Annotated in this window: 21 protein-coding genes and 5 tRNA genes; 1 reads left to right on the top strand and 25 read right to left on the bottom strand. The window is 40.2% G+C overall.

Annotated elements, in window-relative coordinates:
- Positions 1 to 200: 200 nt before the first annotated feature.
- From TT13_RS00785 to TT13_RS00835, 11 genes are all read right to left on the bottom strand, one after another.
- Positions 201 to 989 carry a metal ABC transporter permease gene (locus TT13_RS00785; RefSeq protein WP_027698207.1) on the bottom strand — a complete coding sequence of 263 codons (789 nt, stop codon included), beginning with the start codon at positions 987 to 989 and terminating at the stop codon, positions 201 to 203.
- Entirely contained in the window at positions 982 to 1,680 is a 699-nt protein-coding gene (locus TT13_RS00790; RefSeq protein WP_045476278.1) for a metal ABC transporter ATP-binding protein, read from the bottom strand. Before TT13_RS00790 ends, TT13_RS00785 begins: the two co-directional genes overlap by 8 nt.
- A complete protein-coding gene (locus TT13_RS00795; RefSeq protein ID WP_027698209.1) occupies positions 1,677 to 2,582 on the bottom strand; it encodes a metal ABC transporter solute-binding protein, Zn/Mn family in 906 nt (301 codons plus the stop codon). The genes TT13_RS00790 and TT13_RS00795 overlap by 4 nt, the downstream gene beginning before the upstream one ends.
- 2 nt (positions 2,583 to 2,584) lie before the next feature.
- Positions 2,585 to 3,040 (bottom strand): MarR family transcriptional regulator, encoded by a 456-nt coding sequence (locus TT13_RS00800; protein WP_027698210.1) that lies wholly within the window; start codon positions 3,038 to 3,040, stop codon positions 2,585 to 2,587.
- A 237-nt stretch (positions 3,041 to 3,277) separates the two neighbouring features.
- A complete protein-coding gene (locus TT13_RS00805; protein WP_027698211.1) occupies positions 3,278 to 4,042 on the bottom strand; it encodes a DUF975 family protein in 765 nt (254 codons plus the stop codon).
- Positions 4,043 to 4,216: 174 nt separating this feature from the next.
- Positions 4,217 to 4,288: transfer RNA gene (locus TT13_RS00810), tRNA-Gln, on the bottom strand.
- 111 nt (positions 4,289 to 4,399) lie between these two features.
- Positions 4,400 to 4,471 (bottom strand) — tRNA-Gln (locus tag TT13_RS00815).
- Between the two features lie 5 nt (positions 4,472 to 4,476).
- Positions 4,477 to 4,559 (bottom strand) — tRNA-Tyr (locus TT13_RS00820).
- Positions 4,560 to 4,983: 424 nt separating this feature from the next.
- A tRNA-Gln gene (locus TT13_RS00825) sits at positions 4,984 to 5,055 on the bottom strand.
- A gap of 5 nt (positions 5,056 to 5,060) precedes the next feature.
- Positions 5,061 to 5,143: transfer RNA gene (locus TT13_RS00830), tRNA-Tyr, on the bottom strand.
- 65 nt (positions 5,144 to 5,208) lie between these two features.
- The gene (locus TT13_RS00835) at positions 5,209 to 6,030 is read right to left on the bottom strand and encodes a metallophosphoesterase (RefSeq protein ID WP_027698212.1); all 822 of its coding nucleotides are present in this window, start codon (positions 6,028 to 6,030) and stop codon (positions 5,209 to 5,211) included.
- 166 nt (positions 6,031 to 6,196) lie between these two features.
- Between TT13_RS00835 and TT13_RS00840 the strand changes: the two genes are divergently transcribed.
- Positions 6,197 to 7,639 (top strand): peptide MFS transporter, encoded by a 1,443-nt coding sequence (locus TT13_RS00840; RefSeq protein ID WP_027698213.1) that lies wholly within the window; start codon positions 6,197 to 6,199, stop codon positions 7,637 to 7,639.
- A 40-nt stretch (positions 7,640 to 7,679) separates the two neighbouring features.
- Here the strand turns inward: TT13_RS00840 and TT13_RS00845 are convergent, their stop codons facing one another.
- The 14 genes from TT13_RS00845 to TT13_RS00910 form a co-directional block, all read right to left on the bottom strand.
- Entirely contained in the window at positions 7,680 to 8,180 is a 501-nt protein-coding gene (locus tag TT13_RS00845) for a DUF1836 domain-containing protein (RefSeq protein ID WP_027698214.1), read from the bottom strand.
- Between the two features lie 108 nt (positions 8,181 to 8,288).
- Positions 8,289 to 8,726, bottom strand: coding sequence for an OsmC family protein (locus TT13_RS00850; RefSeq protein ID WP_027698215.1), 438 nt, complete (start codon positions 8,724 to 8,726; stop codon positions 8,289 to 8,291).
- A 202-nt stretch (positions 8,727 to 8,928) separates the two neighbouring features.
- Positions 8,929 to 10,194 (bottom strand): APC family permease, encoded by a 1,266-nt coding sequence (locus TT13_RS00855; RefSeq protein ID WP_082816152.1) that lies wholly within the window; start codon positions 10,192 to 10,194, stop codon positions 8,929 to 8,931.
- An 11-nt stretch (positions 10,195 to 10,205) separates the two neighbouring features.
- Positions 10,206 to 11,111, bottom strand: a complete 906-nt coding sequence (locus tag TT13_RS00860; protein WP_027698216.1) for an acetamidase/formamidase family protein — start codon at positions 11,109 to 11,111, stop codon at positions 10,206 to 10,208.
- A gap of 180 nt (positions 11,112 to 11,291) precedes the next feature.
- Positions 11,292 to 12,410, bottom strand: coding sequence for a sensor histidine kinase (locus TT13_RS00865; RefSeq protein ID WP_027698217.1), 1,119 nt, complete (start codon positions 12,408 to 12,410; stop codon positions 11,292 to 11,294).
- A gap of 22 nt (positions 12,411 to 12,432) precedes the next feature.
- A complete protein-coding gene (locus TT13_RS00870) occupies positions 12,433 to 13,122 on the bottom strand; it encodes a response regulator transcription factor (protein WP_027698218.1) in 690 nt (229 codons plus the stop codon).
- A 17-nt stretch (positions 13,123 to 13,139) separates the two neighbouring features.
- A complete protein-coding gene (locus TT13_RS00875) occupies positions 13,140 to 13,856 on the bottom strand; it encodes a DUF1129 domain-containing protein (RefSeq protein ID WP_027698219.1) in 717 nt (238 codons plus the stop codon).
- 14 nt (positions 13,857 to 13,870) lie between these two features.
- Positions 13,871 to 14,974, bottom strand: coding sequence for a redox-regulated ATPase YchF (gene ychF, locus TT13_RS00880; RefSeq protein WP_027698220.1), 1,104 nt, complete (start codon positions 14,972 to 14,974; stop codon positions 13,871 to 13,873).
- A gap of 24 nt (positions 14,975 to 14,998) precedes the next feature.
- Positions 14,999 to 15,184, bottom strand: coding sequence for a DUF951 domain-containing protein (locus TT13_RS00885; protein ID WP_027698221.1), 186 nt, complete (start codon positions 15,182 to 15,184; stop codon positions 14,999 to 15,001).
- A gap of 12 nt (positions 15,185 to 15,196) precedes the next feature.
- Complete coding sequence (locus TT13_RS00890; protein ID WP_422821959.1) at positions 15,197 to 16,090, bottom strand: ParB/RepB/Spo0J family partition protein; 894 nt, start codon at positions 16,088 to 16,090, stop codon at positions 15,197 to 15,199.
- A complete protein-coding gene (locus TT13_RS00895; RefSeq protein WP_027698223.1) occupies positions 16,080 to 16,850 on the bottom strand; it encodes a ParA family protein in 771 nt (256 codons plus the stop codon). Before TT13_RS00895 ends, TT13_RS00890 begins: the two co-directional genes overlap by 11 nt.
- Positions 16,851 to 16,859: 9 nt before the next feature.
- A complete protein-coding gene (gene rsmG / locus TT13_RS00900) occupies positions 16,860 to 17,579 on the bottom strand; it encodes a 16S rRNA (guanine(527)-N(7))-methyltransferase RsmG (RefSeq protein ID WP_027698224.1) in 720 nt (239 codons plus the stop codon).
- A gap of 277 nt (positions 17,580 to 17,856) precedes the next feature.
- Positions 17,857 to 19,101 carry a sensor histidine kinase gene (locus TT13_RS00905; protein ID WP_242868502.1) on the bottom strand — a complete coding sequence of 415 codons (1,245 nt, stop codon included), beginning with the start codon at positions 19,099 to 19,101 and terminating at the stop codon, positions 17,857 to 17,859.
- A 4-nt stretch (positions 19,102 to 19,105) separates the two neighbouring features.
- Entirely contained in the window at positions 19,106 to 19,801 is a 696-nt protein-coding gene (locus TT13_RS00910) for a response regulator transcription factor (RefSeq protein WP_027698226.1), read from the bottom strand.
- Between the last annotated feature and the right edge of the window lie 179 nt (positions 19,802 to 19,980).

Genomic DNA, 19,980 nt, shown 5'->3' on the forward strand with positions numbered 1-19,980 from the left:
ATCCCACCCGTCAATTAACTATTTTGCTAAAGCTGTACCTTTCCAAGCAAATAACATGCATTTAGCAAACCCATTAGTACTTTTAATATTTAAGAATTAAGCCCACATAAAAGAGGGAGCGTGACCGTCTAAATTAGCCCTCTCCCTCAATTTAACAAATATTATTATTAGCATACTTACCCAGTAAATTTCAAGTAAGCTTAGCGGCGTTGAGTCCAAGCCAAACTCAAAAAATAAATTCCAGCCTCAATGATTGCAATATAGAAACTGACAGGCACATTAGTCCAGTAAGAGAATACCAGAGCTAACCAGACACCCAAAATTGCAAAGAAAATTGATAAACCAATCATTTGCCAGACTGTACGTCCTAGACGCATCGCGGCTGAGGCAGGTAAGGTCATCAAAATAAAAATCAATAATGATCCAACTACCTGGGCTGATACCGCAACCGTTGTTGCCATAATTACTAGAAAGGCCACCTGAATAAATGTAATATTTTTCAAAGAAAAGACGGCCGTTGAATAATCAAAAGCAAAGTGTCTTAATTGACGGAATAAGAGCATTACTAAAACTAAAACTAACATTGCTAAAATAATCACTTCAAAGATATTACTAGTTGAGATACTAAAAATCGAACCAAATAAAATTCCAGTTGCCGCTGAAGCATTTTTTTGCGATAGAGACAAAAAAGCAATTCCTAAACCGATTGCAACTCCAGAAACCGAAGAAATCAATGACTCCGACCGATCTTCCTTAATACCAAGTTGACCAATGGTTGTTGAGGCAAAGATGCTAAAAATTAACATTCCAATCAATGGGTTCCAGCCCATAAAGAGACCGAAAGAAGCACCAGCAAAGCCGATTTCACTTAAGGTATGAGCTAAAAAAGACATCGAGCGCGCAACAATAAAGACACCAACAATCCCAGCAACAATTGCAATTAGCGTTCCTACCAAGTAGGCGTTTTGCATAAAGGGGTAACTAAACATTGGCATTATACCTCGCTTTCAACTTAGTTAAATCAGCATCGGCACTATGTCCAAATTCACTGCCACTCGGTGTTAATAATAAATAATCATCTGCGTAGTCGCTCACAATATCAAAATCATGACTAACCATAATGATTGATAAGTCATGATGATCACGATAATGCCGTACAACATTCATTAGTTCATACTTAGCCCCATTATCAAGATTAGCTGTTGCTTCATCTAACACCAAAACCTGCGGATTACGTACTAAAGCTTGCGCCAAGTAAGCACGCTGGCGTTCCCCACCAGAAGCTGTATCAATCGGCCGATCAGCTAGTTCAACCAAATTAGTATCTTTTAAAATATGTGTCAACTGTTGTTTTTCTTTTGCAGATAACCAAGGACGAAGCCCATTGTCGAAGCTTAAAGCAACAAAGTCTCTAATATACAACGGAAAGGCCTGCATGTCAGGCCGATATTGGGGAACATAACGAATCGTTGGCTTAACACCATCAATTGTCTGCCAAGTTAGACTTCCTTCAGTTAATTCTCGTTGACCTAAGATTGCATTTAACAAGGTTGTTTTACCTACCCCATTATCACCAACCAAAGCTAACATTTTTTGTTGTCGTAAATCAAAATTCACCCCCTGATATAGCCAGCGACCTTCAACTTTAATTCCAATATCACGTCCCGTTAATAAATTCATCGTGATAAAGCCTCCTCAACTGCTAATAATTGTCTTTTTTGCCAAGTTAAAAAAGTTTGACCGTCTGGTTTTGTTTCAGTTACACCAACAACTGGCACATGCTTTGTTTTAGCATAAGCAACCGCTTGATTAACTAACTTGCTACTTGTTTGGGTATTCTTAATTACTAACGCCACTTTGCCTTGATCAATCGCATCATGCCAAGCTTTAATATCCGCCGATGATGGATCATTTCCATCCTCAACCGCCTGCGCAAATTCAGGCACGATTATCTTGGCACCTAGTGGTTCTAAAGTATTATCCATAACTGGTTCAGTTGTTAAAACACTCTTCCCAACTAATTTTTCACCTAAATCTTTACGTAACTTTGTCAAAGGAGCCAAACTTGCTAAATAATGCTGCCCATTTGTCTTAAATTGTGTGGCTTTGGTCGGTTCCAAACTTGAAAACGTTGTTATCAGTTCATCAACCAGCAACTTTGGTGTTGCTGGCTTGTACCAAAAATGTTCATTGTCACCCTGTTGATAACCGACCAAAGTTCCAACATTAATACTTTTTGCCTGCTGATTAGCTCTAGCAAAAGCCGTACTCCATGGATCATAGCCGCCGCCATTGCTGATAATTACCTGGGCATTTTGATAATCTTTTGCTAACTGAGCCGTTGGTTCAAATTCATGCGGATCAATACTTGCCTTATTGATTGCACTTGTTACTTCAACCGCATTACCCCCAACGGCCTGAGCCATTTCACCATAAAAATTTAATGAGGTCACAACTTTAATTTTGTTACTGGTAATCTGCTTTCCCTGATTCTGACGAATACCAGTAACAATAACTAAAACAATTAAAAATAAAACAAAAATAATCGGTATCGCTAGTAATAGTTTTCTCGCTTTAAACATCCTTAGCCCCTAACACACCGTGCTTCTAATTCTGTCAAAAAGCGACTAATTACAGCAACTTCATTTTCAGGAAAATCATTCAACATCTCTACATAAGCCATCCGCGTATTTTGATGGTCCTTTTCATGCAACTGAGCCAAACTAACACCAGTATGGGTCAATGACCATCGTTTAATTCGTGCGTCTTCAGGGTCTGAGATTGCACTCACAACTGGATCAGCTCGGTGATTTAAACTCTTCATTGCTTTAGTCATAGCTGCTGGTGAGATGGCTAGTGTTCGTGCCAATTCTGCATTGGTTTGTGGGCCATTTTGCGCAAGTAACATCAAAATATGTCCCTGCGTATTTGTTAGCTCAATTTCTTCCGGTGCAACTAATACTTCACGTTTATTTTCCGCAGCTAGGTGAATCTCATTCAAACACCGATCTAATTGCTTAGCGACTTCTTCATTCTGCATAATTTCACCTCAAACTCATATAATTAACCAGTAAAGTATACCGGTTAATTATTTATTCTGCAAGCCCTAATTAAAAGTAAGCTAAAACTAATATATTTCCTTACTCTTGTTGTTTTCTTTAAAAGACATTGGCCTTCTATCAACAACCTATTCAGTCCTGACTTATTCAAGCAAAAAGACTGGGACAAAACGCTTAGATACGTTTTATCCCAGTCCTTTATTTAATCCAATCGTTTTTTAAAGTTCGTCGTCTTTATTAGTCTTAGGTTGCAAAACCTGGACATCAACGACTTGTTCAGCTGAATTAGTATTTTTCTGTAAATTAATAAAAAATTCTGCTCGTGCTGCTGTGTAGTATGGCAAGACGTAAATTGATAACAGACCAAAGGTAAGACCAACTAAAATCCACCAGCCAATAAAGGTCAAATCCAAGATGAATAACTCAAGTTTATGTCCTTGCATCATTTCACGGGATTCAGTTAAGTATTCAGTTGCGCTAGCAATTTGGCGACCATTTTTCACATCTTGAGCATAAATCAAAGCTGCCTGGGAATATGAGTAATTCTTGATAATTCCTGGGACAATCAACAATAAAGTCCACAAGAAGGTCAAAATAAAGCGGACACCAAGGACAACCACTGTATCGCGAATGGTATCACCGTGCCAAAAACGCACACTTTGTGCGTACGGCTGACTTGGTGCTTCCTTAGTCCTTTGCCATTCGATGAACCCCCAAGTTGTTCCTAGTGTAAAAATACCAACTACTACGGCACTAAGTAGTGATGATGTTACTGTACCACCTGAATAACTAACCAAACCAGCAAAGTAGTGCTCTCGGCTCAAATCAAAAAGCAATGCGGGATTAGTATTTTGGTCACCATAATTCAAACCAACTTGTAAAATATAGCAGATGATAATAAATGCTGATAATTTCAAAGCCGTCTTAAAATCAAGCTTCATTAAAGCACGTGCGCGCTTACGAATTGTATAACTGCTACTCATATTGTTTCTCCTAAAATTCCAAAGTAATCAATATCCACCCAATTTTATCATATTGATCAATCGCAAATGTGGGCAATAAAAAACTGGAACAAACTGTCCCAGCATTCTTTAGCCAATCGTGCACTAGGCATATGCTGCCAACCCTCGTCATTCAATCAGGCTCCTACCTAACAATTGGGGTAGCTGGGATCGAACCAGCGCATGTTGGTACCAAAAACCAATGCCTTACCACTTGGCGATACCCCAAATAAGTCAACAAAAATATGTTAGCAAAACTTTTAGACCTATGTCAAATTTTACTAAAAACCCACGATAATATAAAAAGCCGGCAAGCGCACGCACTCACCGACTCTTCTATTGGGGTAGCTGGGATCGAACCAGCGCATGTTGGTACCAAAAACCAATGCCTTACCACTTGGCGATACCCCAATCAATGGGGGCTATAGGATTCGAACCTATGAACCCGAAGGAATGGATTTACAGTCCATCGCGTTTAACCAGACTTCGCTAAACCCCCGCAACAACAAATAACATATTACCAACATCAAAGCTGAAAAGCAATACTTTTTTCAAAAAAAAGTCAAACTTTCTCAATCCAATTGTTAAGCGCTTTAAAAATAGCTTCTTCCTCACTACATAAGGCAATATGGCGGGCTTAATTTACTAATTATTTTGCCAACAATGTTCCATTATCATGCTTACTTGTCCTCTTGATAATCAAAATGAACATCTTACATTAAGTCCTTGTAAAACAAGCAGTTTTTAACAGTGGCAACTCATGAATTACTAGTGTTCCATTAATGCCTAAGTAATATCACATTCAAGTATATGGCCAGCTTAGTTTCTATATGAAACTAAGCTATGTTAAAAATTGCTAACTAATCGCTTAATTGCTAAATTTTTAAACAAAAAAAGCAACGACCTAAAGTCGTTGCTCAATATTGGGGTAGCTGGGATCGAACCAGCGCATGTTGGTACCAAAAACCAATGCCTTACCACTTGGCGATACCCCAATCAATGGGGGCTATAGGATTCGAACCTATGAACCCGAAGGAATGGATTTACAGTCCATCGCGTTTAACCAGACTTCGCTAAACCCCCATCATTAACTGCGAACAGTTAGTTAAACATTACGTTCAACAGATATTTATAATACAGGAAGTCTATCACTTCGTCAACACTTTTATCGCAAGTTTGTCCTGCCAAGTTGCCAGGAAAGTTTCTTTGGTCCATTCGCGTAATCGACGATGGTTATAGCCAACACTTGGATTGTAATAACTAACGCCTTGATGCTGTCGTGGCAGCTTAGATATATGAATATGCCCATAATAAACATTATGCACATTTTCATACCTTTCAATTAATTCACCTAACCGTGGTGAACCAAGAACGCCATTAACTAAAAGCCACCGTGGATTATTAACTGGATAGAGAATGTCATCATCAATTGGCGCAAAATGAGTAAATAACAGCACTTTTTTCTGTGCTTGATTAGATTTATCTAATAATGTCTTTGTTTGACTTAATACAAGATCCATCCGTTCATAATCTGTCATCGGTTGTTTGATTTGGCGATCATAGTAGAGTCCGCGACGGAAAGTTGCCACCGCAGCAGGGTCGACCCCCTTTGCAAATAAGTAATCATACCAACCATTATTACCAATAATCCGCCAATCAGTGCCAGGTACATCTAAGCTCTTATTATGTAGATATAAGGGATCTATTGAGGATTCCAATTCTTCAAAGTCAATTCCACGTCCCATGTCATGATTACCAGCAATAAAGCGTACCTGCATTGCTAATCCAACCAGTGTTTGTAGCTCTCTAACGTAGGCTAGACTTTTATTAAAATCATTGAACAAATCACCGGCAATTAAGTAAATATCAATTTTTTGAGTAAGTAGATACTGTGCCTGTTGTTCGAGAACCTCGGTAATGTCTACCTTATTGATGTCAAGGTGATTATCAGAACTAATAGCGATTCGCATTGTTTTATCTCCTAAGCTATATAGAATATTAATTCTAACAAATTCTTTATAAAAAGGTCTAAAAATGAGCAAATATTCAGATTATCGTTTACAAATAGACTAAAAATAAGTTAGAGTATTAAAGATAACTTATAAATCGATTATATAATTAAGGGGTTTAACTTTTATGGAAGAAAAGAAATTCTTGGGACAGCCGCGAGCGCTCTCAACATTATTTATGACTGAAATGTGGGAGCGTTTCTCTTACTACGGTATGCGGGCAATCCTCCTTTTCTATATGTGGCACTTAATCTCAATTGGCGATCTCCACATTTCAAGGACAACCGCTGCTTCTGTTATGGCTATCTATGCTTCAATGGTTTACCTATCAGGTGCCGTTGGTGGTTACATTGCTGATCGAATCCTTGGTGCCCGTCGAACAGTCTTTTGGGGTGGTGTTTTGATTATGCTGGGACACATCGCTTTGGCACTACCTTTTGGTGCTAGCGCTTTGTTCTCATCAATTGGTCTAATTATCATTGGTACTGGTCTTTTGAAGCCAAATGTTTCATCACTTGTTGGTACGCTCTACAAACCAAATGATAGTAGTCGTGATGCTGGTTTTTCAATCTTCGTTTTCGGAATTAATCTAGGTGCCTTTATTGCGCCACTTTTGGTTGGTGCAACTCAGCGTGCCGCTGGTTATCACCTTGCCTTTGGACTCGCTGCAATTGGAATGTTCTTTGGCCTTCTACAATACCACTTTGGTGGTAAGCGTTTAGGTGAGGATACTAATTATCCTGGTGACCCAATTCAAGCCGAAGAAATTAAGCCTCTAATACTTAAAATTGTTGCTAGCTTGGTTTTGTTTGGCCTAGTTGTTGCCTTGATGTTTGCAATGGGCTGGAATGATGTTGCGTCATTCATTCGACTACTAACCATAATCGCAGTAATTATCCCGGTTTCATATTTTGTAACGATGATTACCTCACGTAAAATCACTAAAGCTGAACGCTCACACGTTTGGGCCTATCTTCCCCTATTTTTGGCAGCTGTCCTCTTTTGGGCCATTGAAGAACAAGGTTCAATCGTCTTAGCCACTTTTGCGGCTGAACGAGTTGATACTTCTTGGTTCCCTGCAGCTTGGTTCCAATCACTTAATCCCCTATTCATCATGCTTTACACGCCATTTTTCGCTTGGTTATGGACTAAATGGCGTAAAAACCAACCTTCATCACCAACTAAATTTGCGGTTGGTTTGATGTTTGCTGGAGCTTCTTTCCTACTAATGGCACTACCTGGAACTCTATTCGGAACTGCTACCCGTGTCTCACCACTTTGGCTAGTTGGTTCTTGGGCTTTAGTTATCATTGGTGAAATGTTAATCTCGCCCGTCGGTCTTTCGGTTACTACCAAATTAGCGCCAAAGGCTTTCATGTCACAAATGATGTCAATGTGGTTCTTATCAGCAGCGGCTGGTTCAGCTTTGAACGCCGAATTGGTTACTTTGTACAATCCAGCAAATGAAGTTCAATACTTCTTCTGGTTTGGTACAGCCTCAGTTGCCTTGGGAATCGTCTTGGTCTTCTTATCACGTTACATTCAAAAGCTTATGTTAGGTATTAAGTAAACTAATATAAAAGCAGCGACTAAGTCGCTGCTTTTTTGTTTTATTGTTTAGCCTGCATTAAAGCTAATAACTTTTCAGATTCCATCTTTTGATAAACGATACTAGCTGCATCTTGCATTAAGCGATTTGCTAAATCGTCTGCCGCTGGTGCTAGCTCCTCTTTTTCTGTTGGGCCTTGCAATCGGGTCAAAAGACTATCTACAAAACGATTATAAGCAGCTTTAGGATAATCATTAGCCGTTATTACATCAATGGCTGCCCGAACTTCCTCTAAAGAAAAGACCGGTTTCATAAGTGAAATTACCAATAAATCCGCAATGTGAATGGTTTGATATTTCTTTTTAATCGGTGCTGGTAAAACTTTCTTTTTAACATAATTGTTTACCATCGTTGACGTTACCTCAGGTAACTCCAAGGGTTTAATCACACTATTTACATACTCTACTAGCTGATCCATATATAAATCAATTAAAGGCAAATCATCCCAGCCCGGAAAACTAATTAATTTTAAATGTTCCCGCCACTCTGTGTACTCTTCCATAAACAATGTCCTCCCCTTATGTTATTATATCCATATTCTACCACATCTAGACCATAAAACCAGATAATCAAAGAAAAAAGACTGGTTACCCAGTCTTTCATTAGAATTCTAATTCATGCTAGCATCTAAAGTAATTGCTACACCTGTTAAAGCCTTTGATACAGGACAAGTTGTTTTGACTTGCTCAGCTAAACGCTGAAAATCAGCTTCAGCTAAGCCAGCTAGATTTACATGGCTTGTTAAGTGAATACTAGTGATTGCTGGCCCGGCTGATGTGACGCTAAAAGTCACATCAGCCGTTGTATCTATACTATCAGCTTTTAGACCCTGCTGAGCTAAAACCATTGAAAATGCCATACTAAAGCAGGCTGCGTGCGCTGCCCCCAATAATTCTTCTGGCGTTGTAATACTAACGCTATGCTCAGCTCGTGCCTTAAAGTTATAGGGACTTTCTGTCAATACTTGCGATGATTCCAAACTGATTGTACCAAAACCATGCTCTAAATCACCCTGCCATTGTGCCGAAGCTGTTGATACATTTGCCATCTCATTTTCTCCTTTAACTTCACTCAGTGCAACTAAGATACACTAAGATTTTAGGTCAAACCCCTTCCAATGTAAACGCATTCATTAGCGTTTTTTCTGCAAAGCTTAGCCCCACCAAACCTTGCACTTATATGTCATCACTCAGATGAACCTCACCCTTTATAAAGCGCATGGCTAGATAATAAATAACCCCAATCACAAGCTAAGTCCCACCAACAATATAAGCCAAACTTTGGAAACTAAGCCAAACATAGAAAATAATTACAAAACCAACCAGGGGTAACACTAAATGTTTGAAATAAGCCTTTGACTTCTTACGGAAAATAAAATGGTTTATAACCGACAAATGTAGCACTAAGAAAGCGGTCATTGCCCCAAAATTAACCATCGTCGAAAGATTTGCAATATCATTTTGAAAACCTAATCCAACCAGCAAAGAAATTATTGCAATTACAAAAGTACTTACATATGGTGTTTTACGTACTGGATGCACTTTGGCCAAAGCTTTAGGTAAGAAGCCATCACGCGACATACTATAAAGAATTCGGGCTACGGCCGCTTGTGCTGCTAGAGCATTGGCAATTCCCCATGAAATTACTGTCGAAATCATTGCAACTTTACTCAAGAAAACTCCGCCAACTGCTTGCGCAATTTGATAAAAAGCATTATTAGGATCAAGACTTTGAAAATGTGGCCAAACTGAAGCAGCGATATAGGTTTGCAACATGAAAAGCGTTCCAATTACAAATAAAGCCCACAAACAAGCTTTACCGACTGACTTGGGACCGTCTTTAGCTTCTTCTGCCAAAGTTGAAATTCCATCAAAACCTAGAAAAGATAGGACCGCCAAGGAGACTGACCCCATCACTAACTTCATTGAAAAATAGTGTGGATCATAGAAAGGCTTTAAGGTAAACCCGCCACCAAGTCCATTCACAATCGCAATAATACCTAAAGAAATAAAAATAATTAAAACGACTAATTCAAAGGCCAAAATAACAAAATTAGCCTTGGCTGTAAACTCAATTCCCATGATATTTACAACAGTATTAAAAAGCACAAAAATGATAATCCAAACCCAAGCCGGAACTACTGGTACAATCCCCGTCAAGGCCACCGCGGCCACCACATAAAGCAAGGATGGAACTAACACATAGTCCAACAACATCGCCCAACCGGCAAAGAAACCAATTATCGGATGAATGCCGCGTTGAGCATATGAATAGACCGAACCAGCTACCGGAAATTCTTCAGATAATTGCTTATAACTGAGCGCTGTAAAGACCATTGCAATCATACCAATCAAATAGGCTAGGGGCACCATCCCCTTGGCCTGACTGGCAACTTGACCATAAATTCCAAATGGCGCAATTGGCACCATAAAAATCATGCCATAAATTACCATATCACGTACCGACAAAGTTCTTTTTAATTCTTGTTTATACCCAAAGTTTGTACTTTCTGCCATACACTACTCCTTTAAAATTCCGTGGGAACATTTAACTGCTGCAAAACATCCTTTGGAATTTCCATTCTGACCGTCTTTAACGGATCAACCATCTGACAATTTGCTAATTCACCAACTAAAGACAACAACATTGTTGCATGTGCCAAAGATAAATCACTATAATCCACTAAAAATTGACTTGCCCGCAAAGTTGCTTCTGTGGCGGCAGCATCTAAGTCTTCACCAACAGCAATTGGCATCAATGCATCAGCGGTCACAAGGAGCGGCGTTGGCAGCGTTAGATTTTTAATGACCGAAAGCCTGGTAGTTACTTGTCCAGCAATTTCTGCTCCCGATACACCAACTTCACCATCGGCCATTAGGGCATGTAAGTCACCCATCGCTAACAAGGCACCGAGAACATTAACCGTAAAGTACAACGTTGTCGCTGCACCAATTTTTTTTACGTCCATGTTGCCACCATGTACGCCAGGTGTACCTGTATTCACCGGCTCACCAGCTGGTGCCACTCCAATAACCCCAATCATGGTCCGTTTTTGCAAGCGGACTTGGTCAGAAAAATGGACCGTCGTTTCATCTACAGGTAGCGCTTTGATTATATTACCAAATAGATGGCCGCCATTAACACCCAGATTTTCACCAGTCAACATAATTGCCTGCTGATCCACATTAACCGCTTGAATTTCAACCTTTAAAATATCACCAGGTAATGCGTCTTCGATATAAACTGGCCCGGTTGCAGGATTAATATGCTCCCAGTCCAAACCCGTAAATTCAAAATTTTCATCCTTAATCTGATTACCAAAACAATCCTGTGTATTAAAAACAACCGTTGCACCGCTTTGTACAGTTAAGACTGGTTGGTTACTGGCAGAAAATTCATAAATTACATCTGTACTCTCAACAACATGGCCCATAGCAATACCTCCAAGATTAAATTTAAATGTGTTTTTTCACATTATATTCTCATAATAAGATTAAAGCAATCTAATTTCGGCTTAATTGCGCGATTTCCTTGATTAAAAAATATAAATATATTGTTTTAATCAAAAAAAGCACCTAAAACTTATGCGTTAAGTTTTAGGTGCTTTTAATTTTTAAACGATTTCATTCTGATCTTGCAAGGGCAAACGAATAATGAAACTAGTTAGCTCACTATCTGATTCTACGCGAACTGAACCACCATGGGCTTCAATCACACTGCTGACAATTGCCAAGCCTAGGCCGGTACCGCCAGTCTTTGTATTCCGCGAACGCTCAACTCGATAAAAACGGTCAAAGAGGCGTTCAACTGACTCAGTTGGAATTGCTTCACCATTGTTGGTAACCCGAACTTCCACAACCTTGCCTTCGTCGACAATCCGGGCAGCCAAGCGAATAAACGTGGCCCCTTCGCCATACTTTAAAGCATTGCTAATCAGGTTCATAAAGACCCGAGCTAAGCGATCAGGATCACCTACCATCTCAATGGTCGCCGGCTTGGTAATCGCTGAAATTACCAAACCTCGATTCTTAGCTTCTAATTCATAATTTACTGCTAATTGTTGCAGCATAGCGGCTAAATCTAACGGCGCCCAATGCAATTGAAAATCGACCTGTCGCACTTGTGTGTAATCAAACAAATCTTCAACTAAAGACTTCATTTGACCAGCCTTATTGTACGCAATGTCTGCATACTTAGCCATTTCGCTCTTTGAAAGTTTATCATCAACATCATTTTCAATTAAGCCTAAATAACCTAAAATCGACGTCAATGGGGTTCGTAAATCATGTGAGACATTCGTAATCATTTCATCTTTTGAACGTTCAATCGCCCGCTCCTCAATCATGGCAGTTTGAGCTGAATCAAAAACGCCATTGATTGCGCTCGTCAAAGGGCGAAGTCGCCAACCATATTTACCTAAATCTAACCCTGTACTCTTTGTTTCACGGGCCTGGACTTCTAAGTTTTGTACTTCTTCGGCCAATTTTACCAGTAACACCTGGCTATAAAATTCGCGTACCGTCAACAACCACATTGCACATACTGCAATAGCCACAGCCAAGAAAACCATGGGGTCATGTTGCCAACTAATTCGTAATTGATTCAAAACCAGTTCTGACATCCATTGACGTTCCAAAACTAATAAAACACCGACACCCGCAAAAACAAAGAGTAGGGCCGAAACAAAGGTCTTGACCCAAAAACCGAGCCAAACTAATCTACCTTGTTGCATCCCTACTCACCTGCATTCTATTTTATAAAACTTCAATCTTATAACCAACGCCCCAAACCGTTTGCACAACTTGATTGCCACCAGTTGCAGCTTCTAGTTTGTCACGTAAGTGTGAGACGTGAACCATCACCGTCTTAGCTGAAACAACTGATTCTTGTTGCCAAACCCGTTCGAAAATATCGTCGGCCGAGAAAACGCGGTTCGGATGTGAGGCGAGCAAATACAAAATACCAAATTCAAGCGCCGTCAAACTAACATCAGATCCGTCAGCAGTCTTGACTTCATGGCTATCTTTGTTGATTGTCAACGCACCAATATCCAAAACTTCCGGTGTGATTTGTTGCATCGCATTCGTTGAACGTCGCAAAAGCGCGCGTACACGGGCCATTACCTCTAAGGGGTTAAACGGCTTCGTAACGTAATCATCCGCACCAGTAATCAAACCTTGAATCTTATCCATGGCCCCTGATTTAGCTGACAACAACAAGATTGGTACTGGATTATCCTTACGGACTTCCTTAACCACCTCTGTCCCGTTCATTTCTGGCATCATAATATCCAAAATCACTAAGCCAATGTCTGGGGTTGTCCGGAGGTGCATCATTGCTTCTTTACCGTCACTAGCAATTACTGGTTCATATCCTTCATTTTTTACGTAAATTTCGAGGAGTTCAGCAATTTCGTGATCATCATCTACAATCAAAATTTTCATTGTTGCTTCCTTTCACTTTAACGCTTTACTGGCCGACGTGCTCCACCCATAAAGCCACCAACTAACTTTGTTCGTACACGCCAGTAGCGGAATCCGAAGAAAGTAATCACTGCCAAAACCAAGTAGACCCAGCCCGGTAGAATTGGATTAATAATGGCCGGTAGCGCAGCTAGACCAAGATAAATACCGAACCAGAGCAAGAATAGTAAGATTGCGCCCCCAAACTTAACTAGTTTTGAGCCTTCTTTGGCTGCCATGATCTTCGTTACAATTGAGAAGAACAAGCCACCAAAAACTGCAGTCCCAATTAGGGAAACCAAGCCAGCCGCACCAGCTGACTCACGTGAAACATTGCTAAACATCAACATAAAGCCAAACATTACCATGAATAACATACCAAAGGCCAAAGCATTATCAACAATTAGTTGCCAAAGTGGATGGGCTGCATAGATTTGGTTTGGAGTTAGTTCAGAATTGTCCTCGCTTGCTACTTTCTTAACCAAGCCCAAAGCTTGAGCTGGACTACCAAAAATTTGCTTGGCAGTTTGCCCAGTCTTCTGGCCGGCCAACAGTTGCGTTTGCACTTCCGCAACCAAGGCCGCTTGACTTGTTTCAGTAACTAGCTCAACAACTTGGTGCATGAACTCCTGATTACGCTTTGTCAGCCCTGAAGCGGCCAATTCAGCGCGACTTGGTAGCGTTGGTACTGTTTTTTCTTCCGTTGCTTCCGTCATTTTCTAATACTCCCTTAAACATTAAATCGGAATTCTATAATGTCACCGTCTTGTACAGCGTATTCTTTACCTTCTGAACGCCACCGACCAGCTTCTTTAACCGCTTTCATTGTCTCATATTTATCCAAATCCGCAAAAGCCACCGTCTCAGCCCGAATAAAGCCACGTTCAAAATCAGAATGGATTACACCAGCGGCTTGTGGCGCCTTAAAGCCTGCGCGGAAAGTCCAAGCTCGGGTTTCCTTACCACCAGCCGTAAAGAATGTTCGCAAATCAAGTAGATGGTAAGCACTGCGAATCAAACGATTCAAACCAGGCTCTTCAATCCCTTGTAGTTCCATAAATTCAGCCTTATCGGCGTCATCCATTTCAGCAATTTCTTCTTCAGCTCGTGCAGAAATTCCGATAACCTCAGCTCCATCGGCTAAGGCAAATTTTTCAATCTGTTGATAATACTTCGACTGACTAGGATTAGCCATATCATCTTCGGCAACGTTGGCTACATATAGCGTTGGCTTCGATGTCAGTAAGAATAGACCCCGTACAATTTTTTGCTCGTCATCATTCCATTCGATTGAACGGGCTGGTTTACCAGCTTCAAGCACTGGCTTTAGTTGCTCCAAGACTTTAAATTCGGCAATTGCGTCCTTATCCTTAGCACTCTTAGCCATCTTTTCAACCCGAGCATACCGCTTTTCAACTGCCTCTAAATCAGCCAAAACCAACTCTGTATTAATCGTATCAATGTCATCTAAGGGATTAATCACCCCATTAACATGGGTAATGTCATCATCATCAAAGGCACGAACTACGTGTACAATCGCATTGACTTGCCGGATATTTTCTAAAAACTTGTTTCCAAGTCCCTCACCCTTTGAAGCACCCTTAACAATTCCTGCAATATCTGTAAATTCAAAGGTTGTTGGTACAACCTTATCAGCGGGAATCAACTCTTGGATTCGCGCCAAACGAGCATCAGGGACTTCAACCATCCCAACATTGGGTTCAATTGTCGCAAAAGGATAGTTTGCCATCTCGGCGCCAGCCTTTGTAATTGCGTTAAATAGCGTTGATTTTCCAACATTGGGTAAACCAACGATTCCTGCTGTAAGTGCCACTTCATTCACCTTTTTCTATAAAATCTAATCTGCTTTGCGTAAAACTTTCTTTAAACGCTTGTTAAAATCATTTCTAAGCATCATCACTTGATGACCACAGCCCTGACATTCAAGACGAATTTCCATCCCAAGCCGCTTGATTTCCCATTCATTTGTGCCACAAGCATGTGGCTTTTTCATCATCACAATATCGTGTAAATCATAATCCATAAGCTACCTCAGTTAATTTTCATCAAAAGAAATATCTAGAATCTGGAAAATGCGATCCAAATCATCGTTTGATAGATAGTTAATCTCAATCTTTCCCGCTCCTTTACGGTTACGGGTGACGTTAACCTTCGTACCAAATTTATCTTCTAAAGCATTAGTTGTTGCTTTGATGAAACTAGCATTTTCCGGCTTCTTTTGATTTCTTTTAGCATCGGCTTGTTCATTTAATTGATTAACTAATTGCTCAACTTGCCTAACCGTCATACCTTCAGCAACGGCTCGCTTAGCAACCGGTAGAATCCGCCGCTTATTGTGTAGACCGAGCAAAGTTCTTGCCTGTCCCATTGATAAATCGCCAGCATCTAAAAGTGCTTTAACTTCTTCTGGTAGATTTAACAACCGTAAAAAGTTAGCTACTACAGAGCGCGCTTTACCTAACCTTTTAGCAACCTGTTCTTGTGTTAAGTGCAAGGTATCAATCATCGAACGGTAAGCTTGGGCTTCTTCCAATGGTGATAGGTTTTCTCTTTGCAAGTTTTCTAAGATTGCCGCTTGCATCATAATATCATCATCATACTTACGTACAATGGTTGGGATTTCAGTCAGATGCGCAATTTGCGCTGCACGCCAACGACGTTCACCTGCTAAAATCTGGTAGCGCGCATTATCCTTTGGGTCATGGCGCACAATAATCGGTTGTAAAACACCATTACTTTCAATTGAATTAGCTAATTCACGTAAAGCATCGGTATCAAAGACATGTCTTGGTTGAAAAGGGTTGGCTGATATTTTACTCAGCGCAATATGCCTAACCGTATCATTGCTTGCAGCCGTCGTATCTACACCTTGTTCAGCAAATAGGGCACCAAGACCTCCACCCAGTGCTGATTTCTTTTTACTTGTCACCATGGGCCAACAAAACCTCCTCTGCTAGATCCATATAAACTTCGGATCCTTTTGATTTTGGATCATAATCAATGATTGCCATCCCGTGTGAAGGCGCTTCTGATAGTCTTACATTTCGTGGAATGTAGGTTTTATAAACTTGGTTGCCAAAGTACTCACGGACATTTTCAACCACTTCATTTGAAAGGTTTGTTCGTCCATCAACCATCGTCAATAAGACCCCTTCAATTTCTAGGTCTGGATTATAGAAGCTTTGTACTTGTTTGACGGTATTTAATAACTGTCCCAATCCTTCTAAGGCATAGTATTCAGCCTGTACGGGAATTAAGATACTGTCAGCCGCTGTAAACGAATTAATCGTAATCACTCCAATGGCTGGTGGATTATCAATCAAAACATAATCATATTGATTGCGAATGTCCTTTAGCGCATTCTTTAGCCGCATTTCGCGTGCCATGGCTGGTGCTAATTCAAGTTCTGCTCCAGCAAGTCGAATCGTTGCCGGGACAATATCCATGCCGGCATGTGAAGTTGGTAAAATCACATTGTCAATTGGCTCATCATGCACTAAAACATCATAGATATCTTTTTCAATTGTGGACTTCTGAACACCAGATCCGCTTGTTGCATTTCCTTGTGCATCAGTATCAACAATCAAAACCTTCTTACCTTTAGTCGCTAATGAAGCTGCTAAATTGACAGTTGTAGTTGTCTTACCAACCCCACCTTTTTGATTGGCCAAAGCGATTACAATTCCCATGTTTACCTCCTATAATGGTTTCCGCACGGGATCTCCCGGCTTACGTGGATATTTCATTGGTGTTTTTTTAAGTTTGTTTATAATAATAACTGACCGTGGATCACCATTTGGCAAGTTAAGGTCAACTTGCTCGCCAATTTTGCCCCCTAGGGTTGTGATTGCCTGTTTGGCTTGAGCTAACTCATCACCTGCTTGACTCCCCTTCATAGCTAACAAAACCCCACCAACCTTAACAAAAGGTAAAGTTAGCTCGCCCAAAACATTTAGGCGGGCTAGGGCACGGGCCGTCGCCAAGTCATACTGCTCTCTTGCTGGTGCAGTTTTAGCGCCAAATTCTTCAGCCCGGGCATGCTCAATTGTCACGTTTGATAAGCCAAGTTTTGTAACCAAATCCTTCAAAAAATTAACTCGCTTGTTTAAAGCATCGATAATCGTGATTTCCAACTGTGGAAAAGCAATTTTTAATGGTAACGATGGAAAGCCTGCCCCTGCACCTACATCAATCATCTTTAAAGGCTCAGTTTGCAAGGCTGGATAGGCCCAAGCCAAGGTCAATGAATCATAGAAATGCTTCAAATAAACCTCATCTTTAGCGGTAATTGCCGTTAAATTCATATGCTCATTTACAGTCACTAATTCTTGATAGTACTGTTCATATTGGGCCATTTGCTTGGCACTTAGTTCTACTTGATGTGTGCGTAATGCCGCCGCAAATTCTTCTGGGGTCATCTTATTTCTCCACATTAATCTACAATTAGATTAAGCATACCGCAAAAGCAATGGCAATTCAATGTTTCACAAACATTGTTCCACAATCTATTAAGCTAGTGCCAGCTAGCTTCACAAAACTTCTTAATCAACTAGTTTATTCTTTCAAGACCTTTGAAACGACAAAAAAACCGTTGAATTATAGATAACCTTAAAGCCAATTATGATTAGCTTTAAAGTTGCCTTATCCAGACGGTTTTTATAAATCATCAGATTGATTTCCCATTAGGAAACGTACCTACTTTTGGGGATTAACTTTCTTTTGACTACGTGGTAATACAATTTCAAAGGTTGTGCCATGTGGTTTGGTATCTTTAACATTGATTACCCCACGATGTCCCTGCACTACCCATTTAGCAATTGAGAGGCCCAATCCATGACCACCAGTTGACCGTGAACGCGCCTTATCGACACGATAAAAGCGATCAAAGAGATGCTTTTTATCAAAATCTGAAACACCTTTTCCGGTATCACTAATAAGAATTCTTACATTATTACCAGCCAACTCGGCTTGTAGTTTCACCTGTGAATCTTCACCAGCATATTTTAAAGCATTGTCAATTAGGATTACCAAAAGCTGCCGAATCCGTTGCTCATCGCCAACCATTTTTAACTGCTCTGGTACCGACAAACTGATTGACTGGTTGCGCTCTTCTGCACTAAAGCGAAAAATCCCACACACCTCAGTCATCATCTTAGCTAAATCAAAGTCTGCAAAGGCGAATAGTGGAATATCAGCATCGGCCTGTGCTAGAGTCAACAAGTCACCAACTAACTGATTTAAATGGCGAACTTCTGTTAATGTATTGGCAACACTTTCAACTTGGTCCATAACCGTATCGTTAGGGCGTTCCAACATCCGTTCCATATTGTTTTGGATTACTGTCATGGGCGTTTTAAATTCATGAGCTGCATCAGCCACAAAGGTCCGTTGTTGACGCCAGGACCGCATAATAGGGCGCATATTAGCTCGTGACAAGGTCAATGATATGACGAGCAAGGCCACCGCTGCCAATGAAAAAATCCAAATTAAGCGGGTCTGGTAAACTTCAACGGTCTGGTGTTCAACTGTAATATCTACGAAAGACACAACGTCTTTTTGACGATAGAACATAAACCAGCGCCCTTCAATTTTTTGCATATAAATGGTGTTTTCATGCGGTAAGTCAATTTTAGATTTCATGGTCGCCGTATAATCTAACGTATTATTATAAGTACCTTGTCCAGAAACATCTGTCTGAAAGGGTGCCAATACTTGATTACGAGCGCGTCCATATAGAACTTCTTGAAACTGACTTAAAACAAAAATTCCCACTAAGCCAAAAACGAAAGCAAAACCTAAAATTGTTAAGATTGTCATCTTAACTTGTTGTGGTAAAGCGTTACGAATTTTTTGAAGTCGCTTGGGTAACTTCATTTTAGGAATTAAGTCTCCACTTGATTCATCACCCACTTTTTGCGACTGCTTTTTTTTGCGGTTCATAAGTTTAATCTTCCGTGACTTCATTTAAAGTATAGCCAACATTACGCAAAGTCTTAATATTGATCTTTGCATCAGCATTACGGAGATTTTTTCTTAAATTACTCATGTAAACCTCGACCACAGTCAAACTTGTATCTGAATCAAAGCCCCACAAACGATCAAAAATTTGGTCTTTGGTTACAATTTGCCCAACGTGTTGCATCAAATAGACAAGTAGACCAAATTCACGACCTTGCAGATTAATTTCCTCTTCGTTGACCAATACCTTGTGTTGGTCAACATAGACTGCTACATTACCAACCTCTAGTGCACCGTCTTGACCCAAAACGCCAGTATGGCGCAAGAGGGTCTTCAAACGTGCCAACAGCTCTTCTTTATAGAAAGGTTTTGTAATATATTCATCAGCACCTAGATTAAAACCAGCCATTTTATCTGCTAGTTCACCTTTAGCTGTCAACATTAAAATTGGTAGATTAGGATATTGTTCCTTGGCACTTTTCAAAATTGATAGACCATCACGGCCAGGTAACATCACATCTAAAATTATTGCATCATAAATACCTGATTCAATTTCAAACATTCCTTCATCGCCATCATGAACTTGCGTTACCTCACCTAAATCAAGGATGGTTTCCTTAATCGTATCGTTCAAGGCATAATCGTCCTCGACTACTAATAACTTAATTGTATTTCCAGACATAAGCTAGGCCCTTCTTTATTTGACTTATTATAACTACCCATATTCTACTATAAAAGTAATCAGACAAGGTTGATTAAACCTTAAAACTGATCCAACCAGGCTAAATCTTAAGCAAAATAAGCAAAAAGGACTTGGTAAAAACCAAGTCCTTTTCACGATTTTTACCTGAAATCAGAATA

The sequence above is a fragment of the Weissella oryzae SG25 genome (assembly GCF_000691805.2).
GTDB classification, from domain to species: domain Bacteria; phylum Bacillota; class Bacilli; order Lactobacillales; family Lactobacillaceae; genus Weissella; species Weissella oryzae.

What these genes read in the sequence shown, in the direction of transcription:
- TT13_RS00785 (WP_027698207.1), bottom strand. Translation starts at nt 989, where the DNA reads ATGTTTAGTTACCCCTTTATGCAAAACGCCTACTTGGTAGGAACGCTA.
- TT13_RS00790 (WP_045476278.1), bottom strand. Translation starts at nt 1,680, where the DNA reads ATGAATTTATTAACGGGACGTGATATTGGAATTAAAGTTGAAGGTCGC.
- TT13_RS00795 (WP_027698209.1), bottom strand. Translation starts at nt 2,582, where the DNA reads ATGTTTAAAGCGAGAAAACTATTACTAGCGATACCGATTATTTTTGTT.
- TT13_RS00800 (WP_027698210.1), bottom strand. Translation starts at nt 3,040, where the DNA reads ATGCAGAATGAAGAAGTCGCTAAGCAATTAGATCGGTGTTTGAATGAG.
- TT13_RS00805 (WP_027698211.1), bottom strand. Translation starts at nt 4,042, where the DNA reads ATGAGTAGCAGTTATACAATTCGTAAGCGCGCACGTGCTTTAATGAAG.
- TT13_RS00835 (WP_027698212.1), bottom strand. Translation starts at nt 6,030, where the DNA reads ATGCGAATCGCTATTAGTTCTGATAATCACCTTGACATCAATAAGGTA.
- TT13_RS00840 (WP_027698213.1), top strand. Translation starts at nt 6,197, where the DNA reads ATGGAAGAAAAGAAATTCTTGGGACAGCCGCGAGCGCTCTCAACATTA.
- TT13_RS00845 (WP_027698214.1), bottom strand. Translation starts at nt 8,180, where the DNA reads ATGGAAGAGTACACAGAGTGGCGGGAACATTTAAAATTAATTAGTTTT.
- TT13_RS00850 (WP_027698215.1), bottom strand. Translation starts at nt 8,726, where the DNA reads ATGGCAAATGTATCAACAGCTTCGGCACAATGGCAGGGTGATTTAGAG.
- TT13_RS00855 (WP_082816152.1), bottom strand. Translation starts at nt 10,194, where the DNA reads ATGGCAGAAAGTACAAACTTTGGGTATAAACAAGAATTAAAAAGAACT.
- TT13_RS00860 (WP_027698216.1), bottom strand. Translation starts at nt 11,111, where the DNA reads ATGGGCCATGTTGTTGAGAGTACAGATGTAATTTATGAATTTTCTGCC.
- TT13_RS00865 (WP_027698217.1), bottom strand. Translation starts at nt 12,410, where the DNA reads ATGCAACAAGGTAGATTAGTTTGGCTCGGTTTTTGGGTCAAGACCTTT.
- TT13_RS00870 (WP_027698218.1), bottom strand. Translation starts at nt 13,122, where the DNA reads ATGAAAATTTTGATTGTAGATGATGATCACGAAATTGCTGAACTCCTC.
- TT13_RS00875 (WP_027698219.1), bottom strand. Translation starts at nt 13,856, where the DNA reads ATGACGGAAGCAACGGAAGAAAAAACAGTACCAACGCTACCAAGTCGC.
- TT13_RS00885 (WP_027698221.1), bottom strand. Translation starts at nt 15,184, where the DNA reads ATGGATTATGATTTACACGATATTGTGATGATGAAAAAGCCACATGCT.
- TT13_RS00895 (WP_027698223.1), bottom strand. Translation starts at nt 16,850, where the DNA reads ATGGGAATTGTAATCGCTTTGGCCAATCAAAAAGGTGGGGTTGGTAAG.
- rsmG (WP_027698224.1), bottom strand. Translation starts at nt 17,579, where the DNA reads ATGACCCCAGAAGAATTTGCGGCGGCATTACGCACACATCAAGTAGAA.
- TT13_RS00905 (WP_242868502.1), bottom strand. Translation starts at nt 19,101, where the DNA reads ATGAACCGCAAAAAAAAGCAGTCGCAAAAAGTGGGTGATGAATCAAGT.
- TT13_RS00910 (WP_027698226.1), bottom strand. Translation starts at nt 19,801, where the DNA reads ATGTCTGGAAATACAATTAAGTTATTAGTAGTCGAGGACGATTATGCC.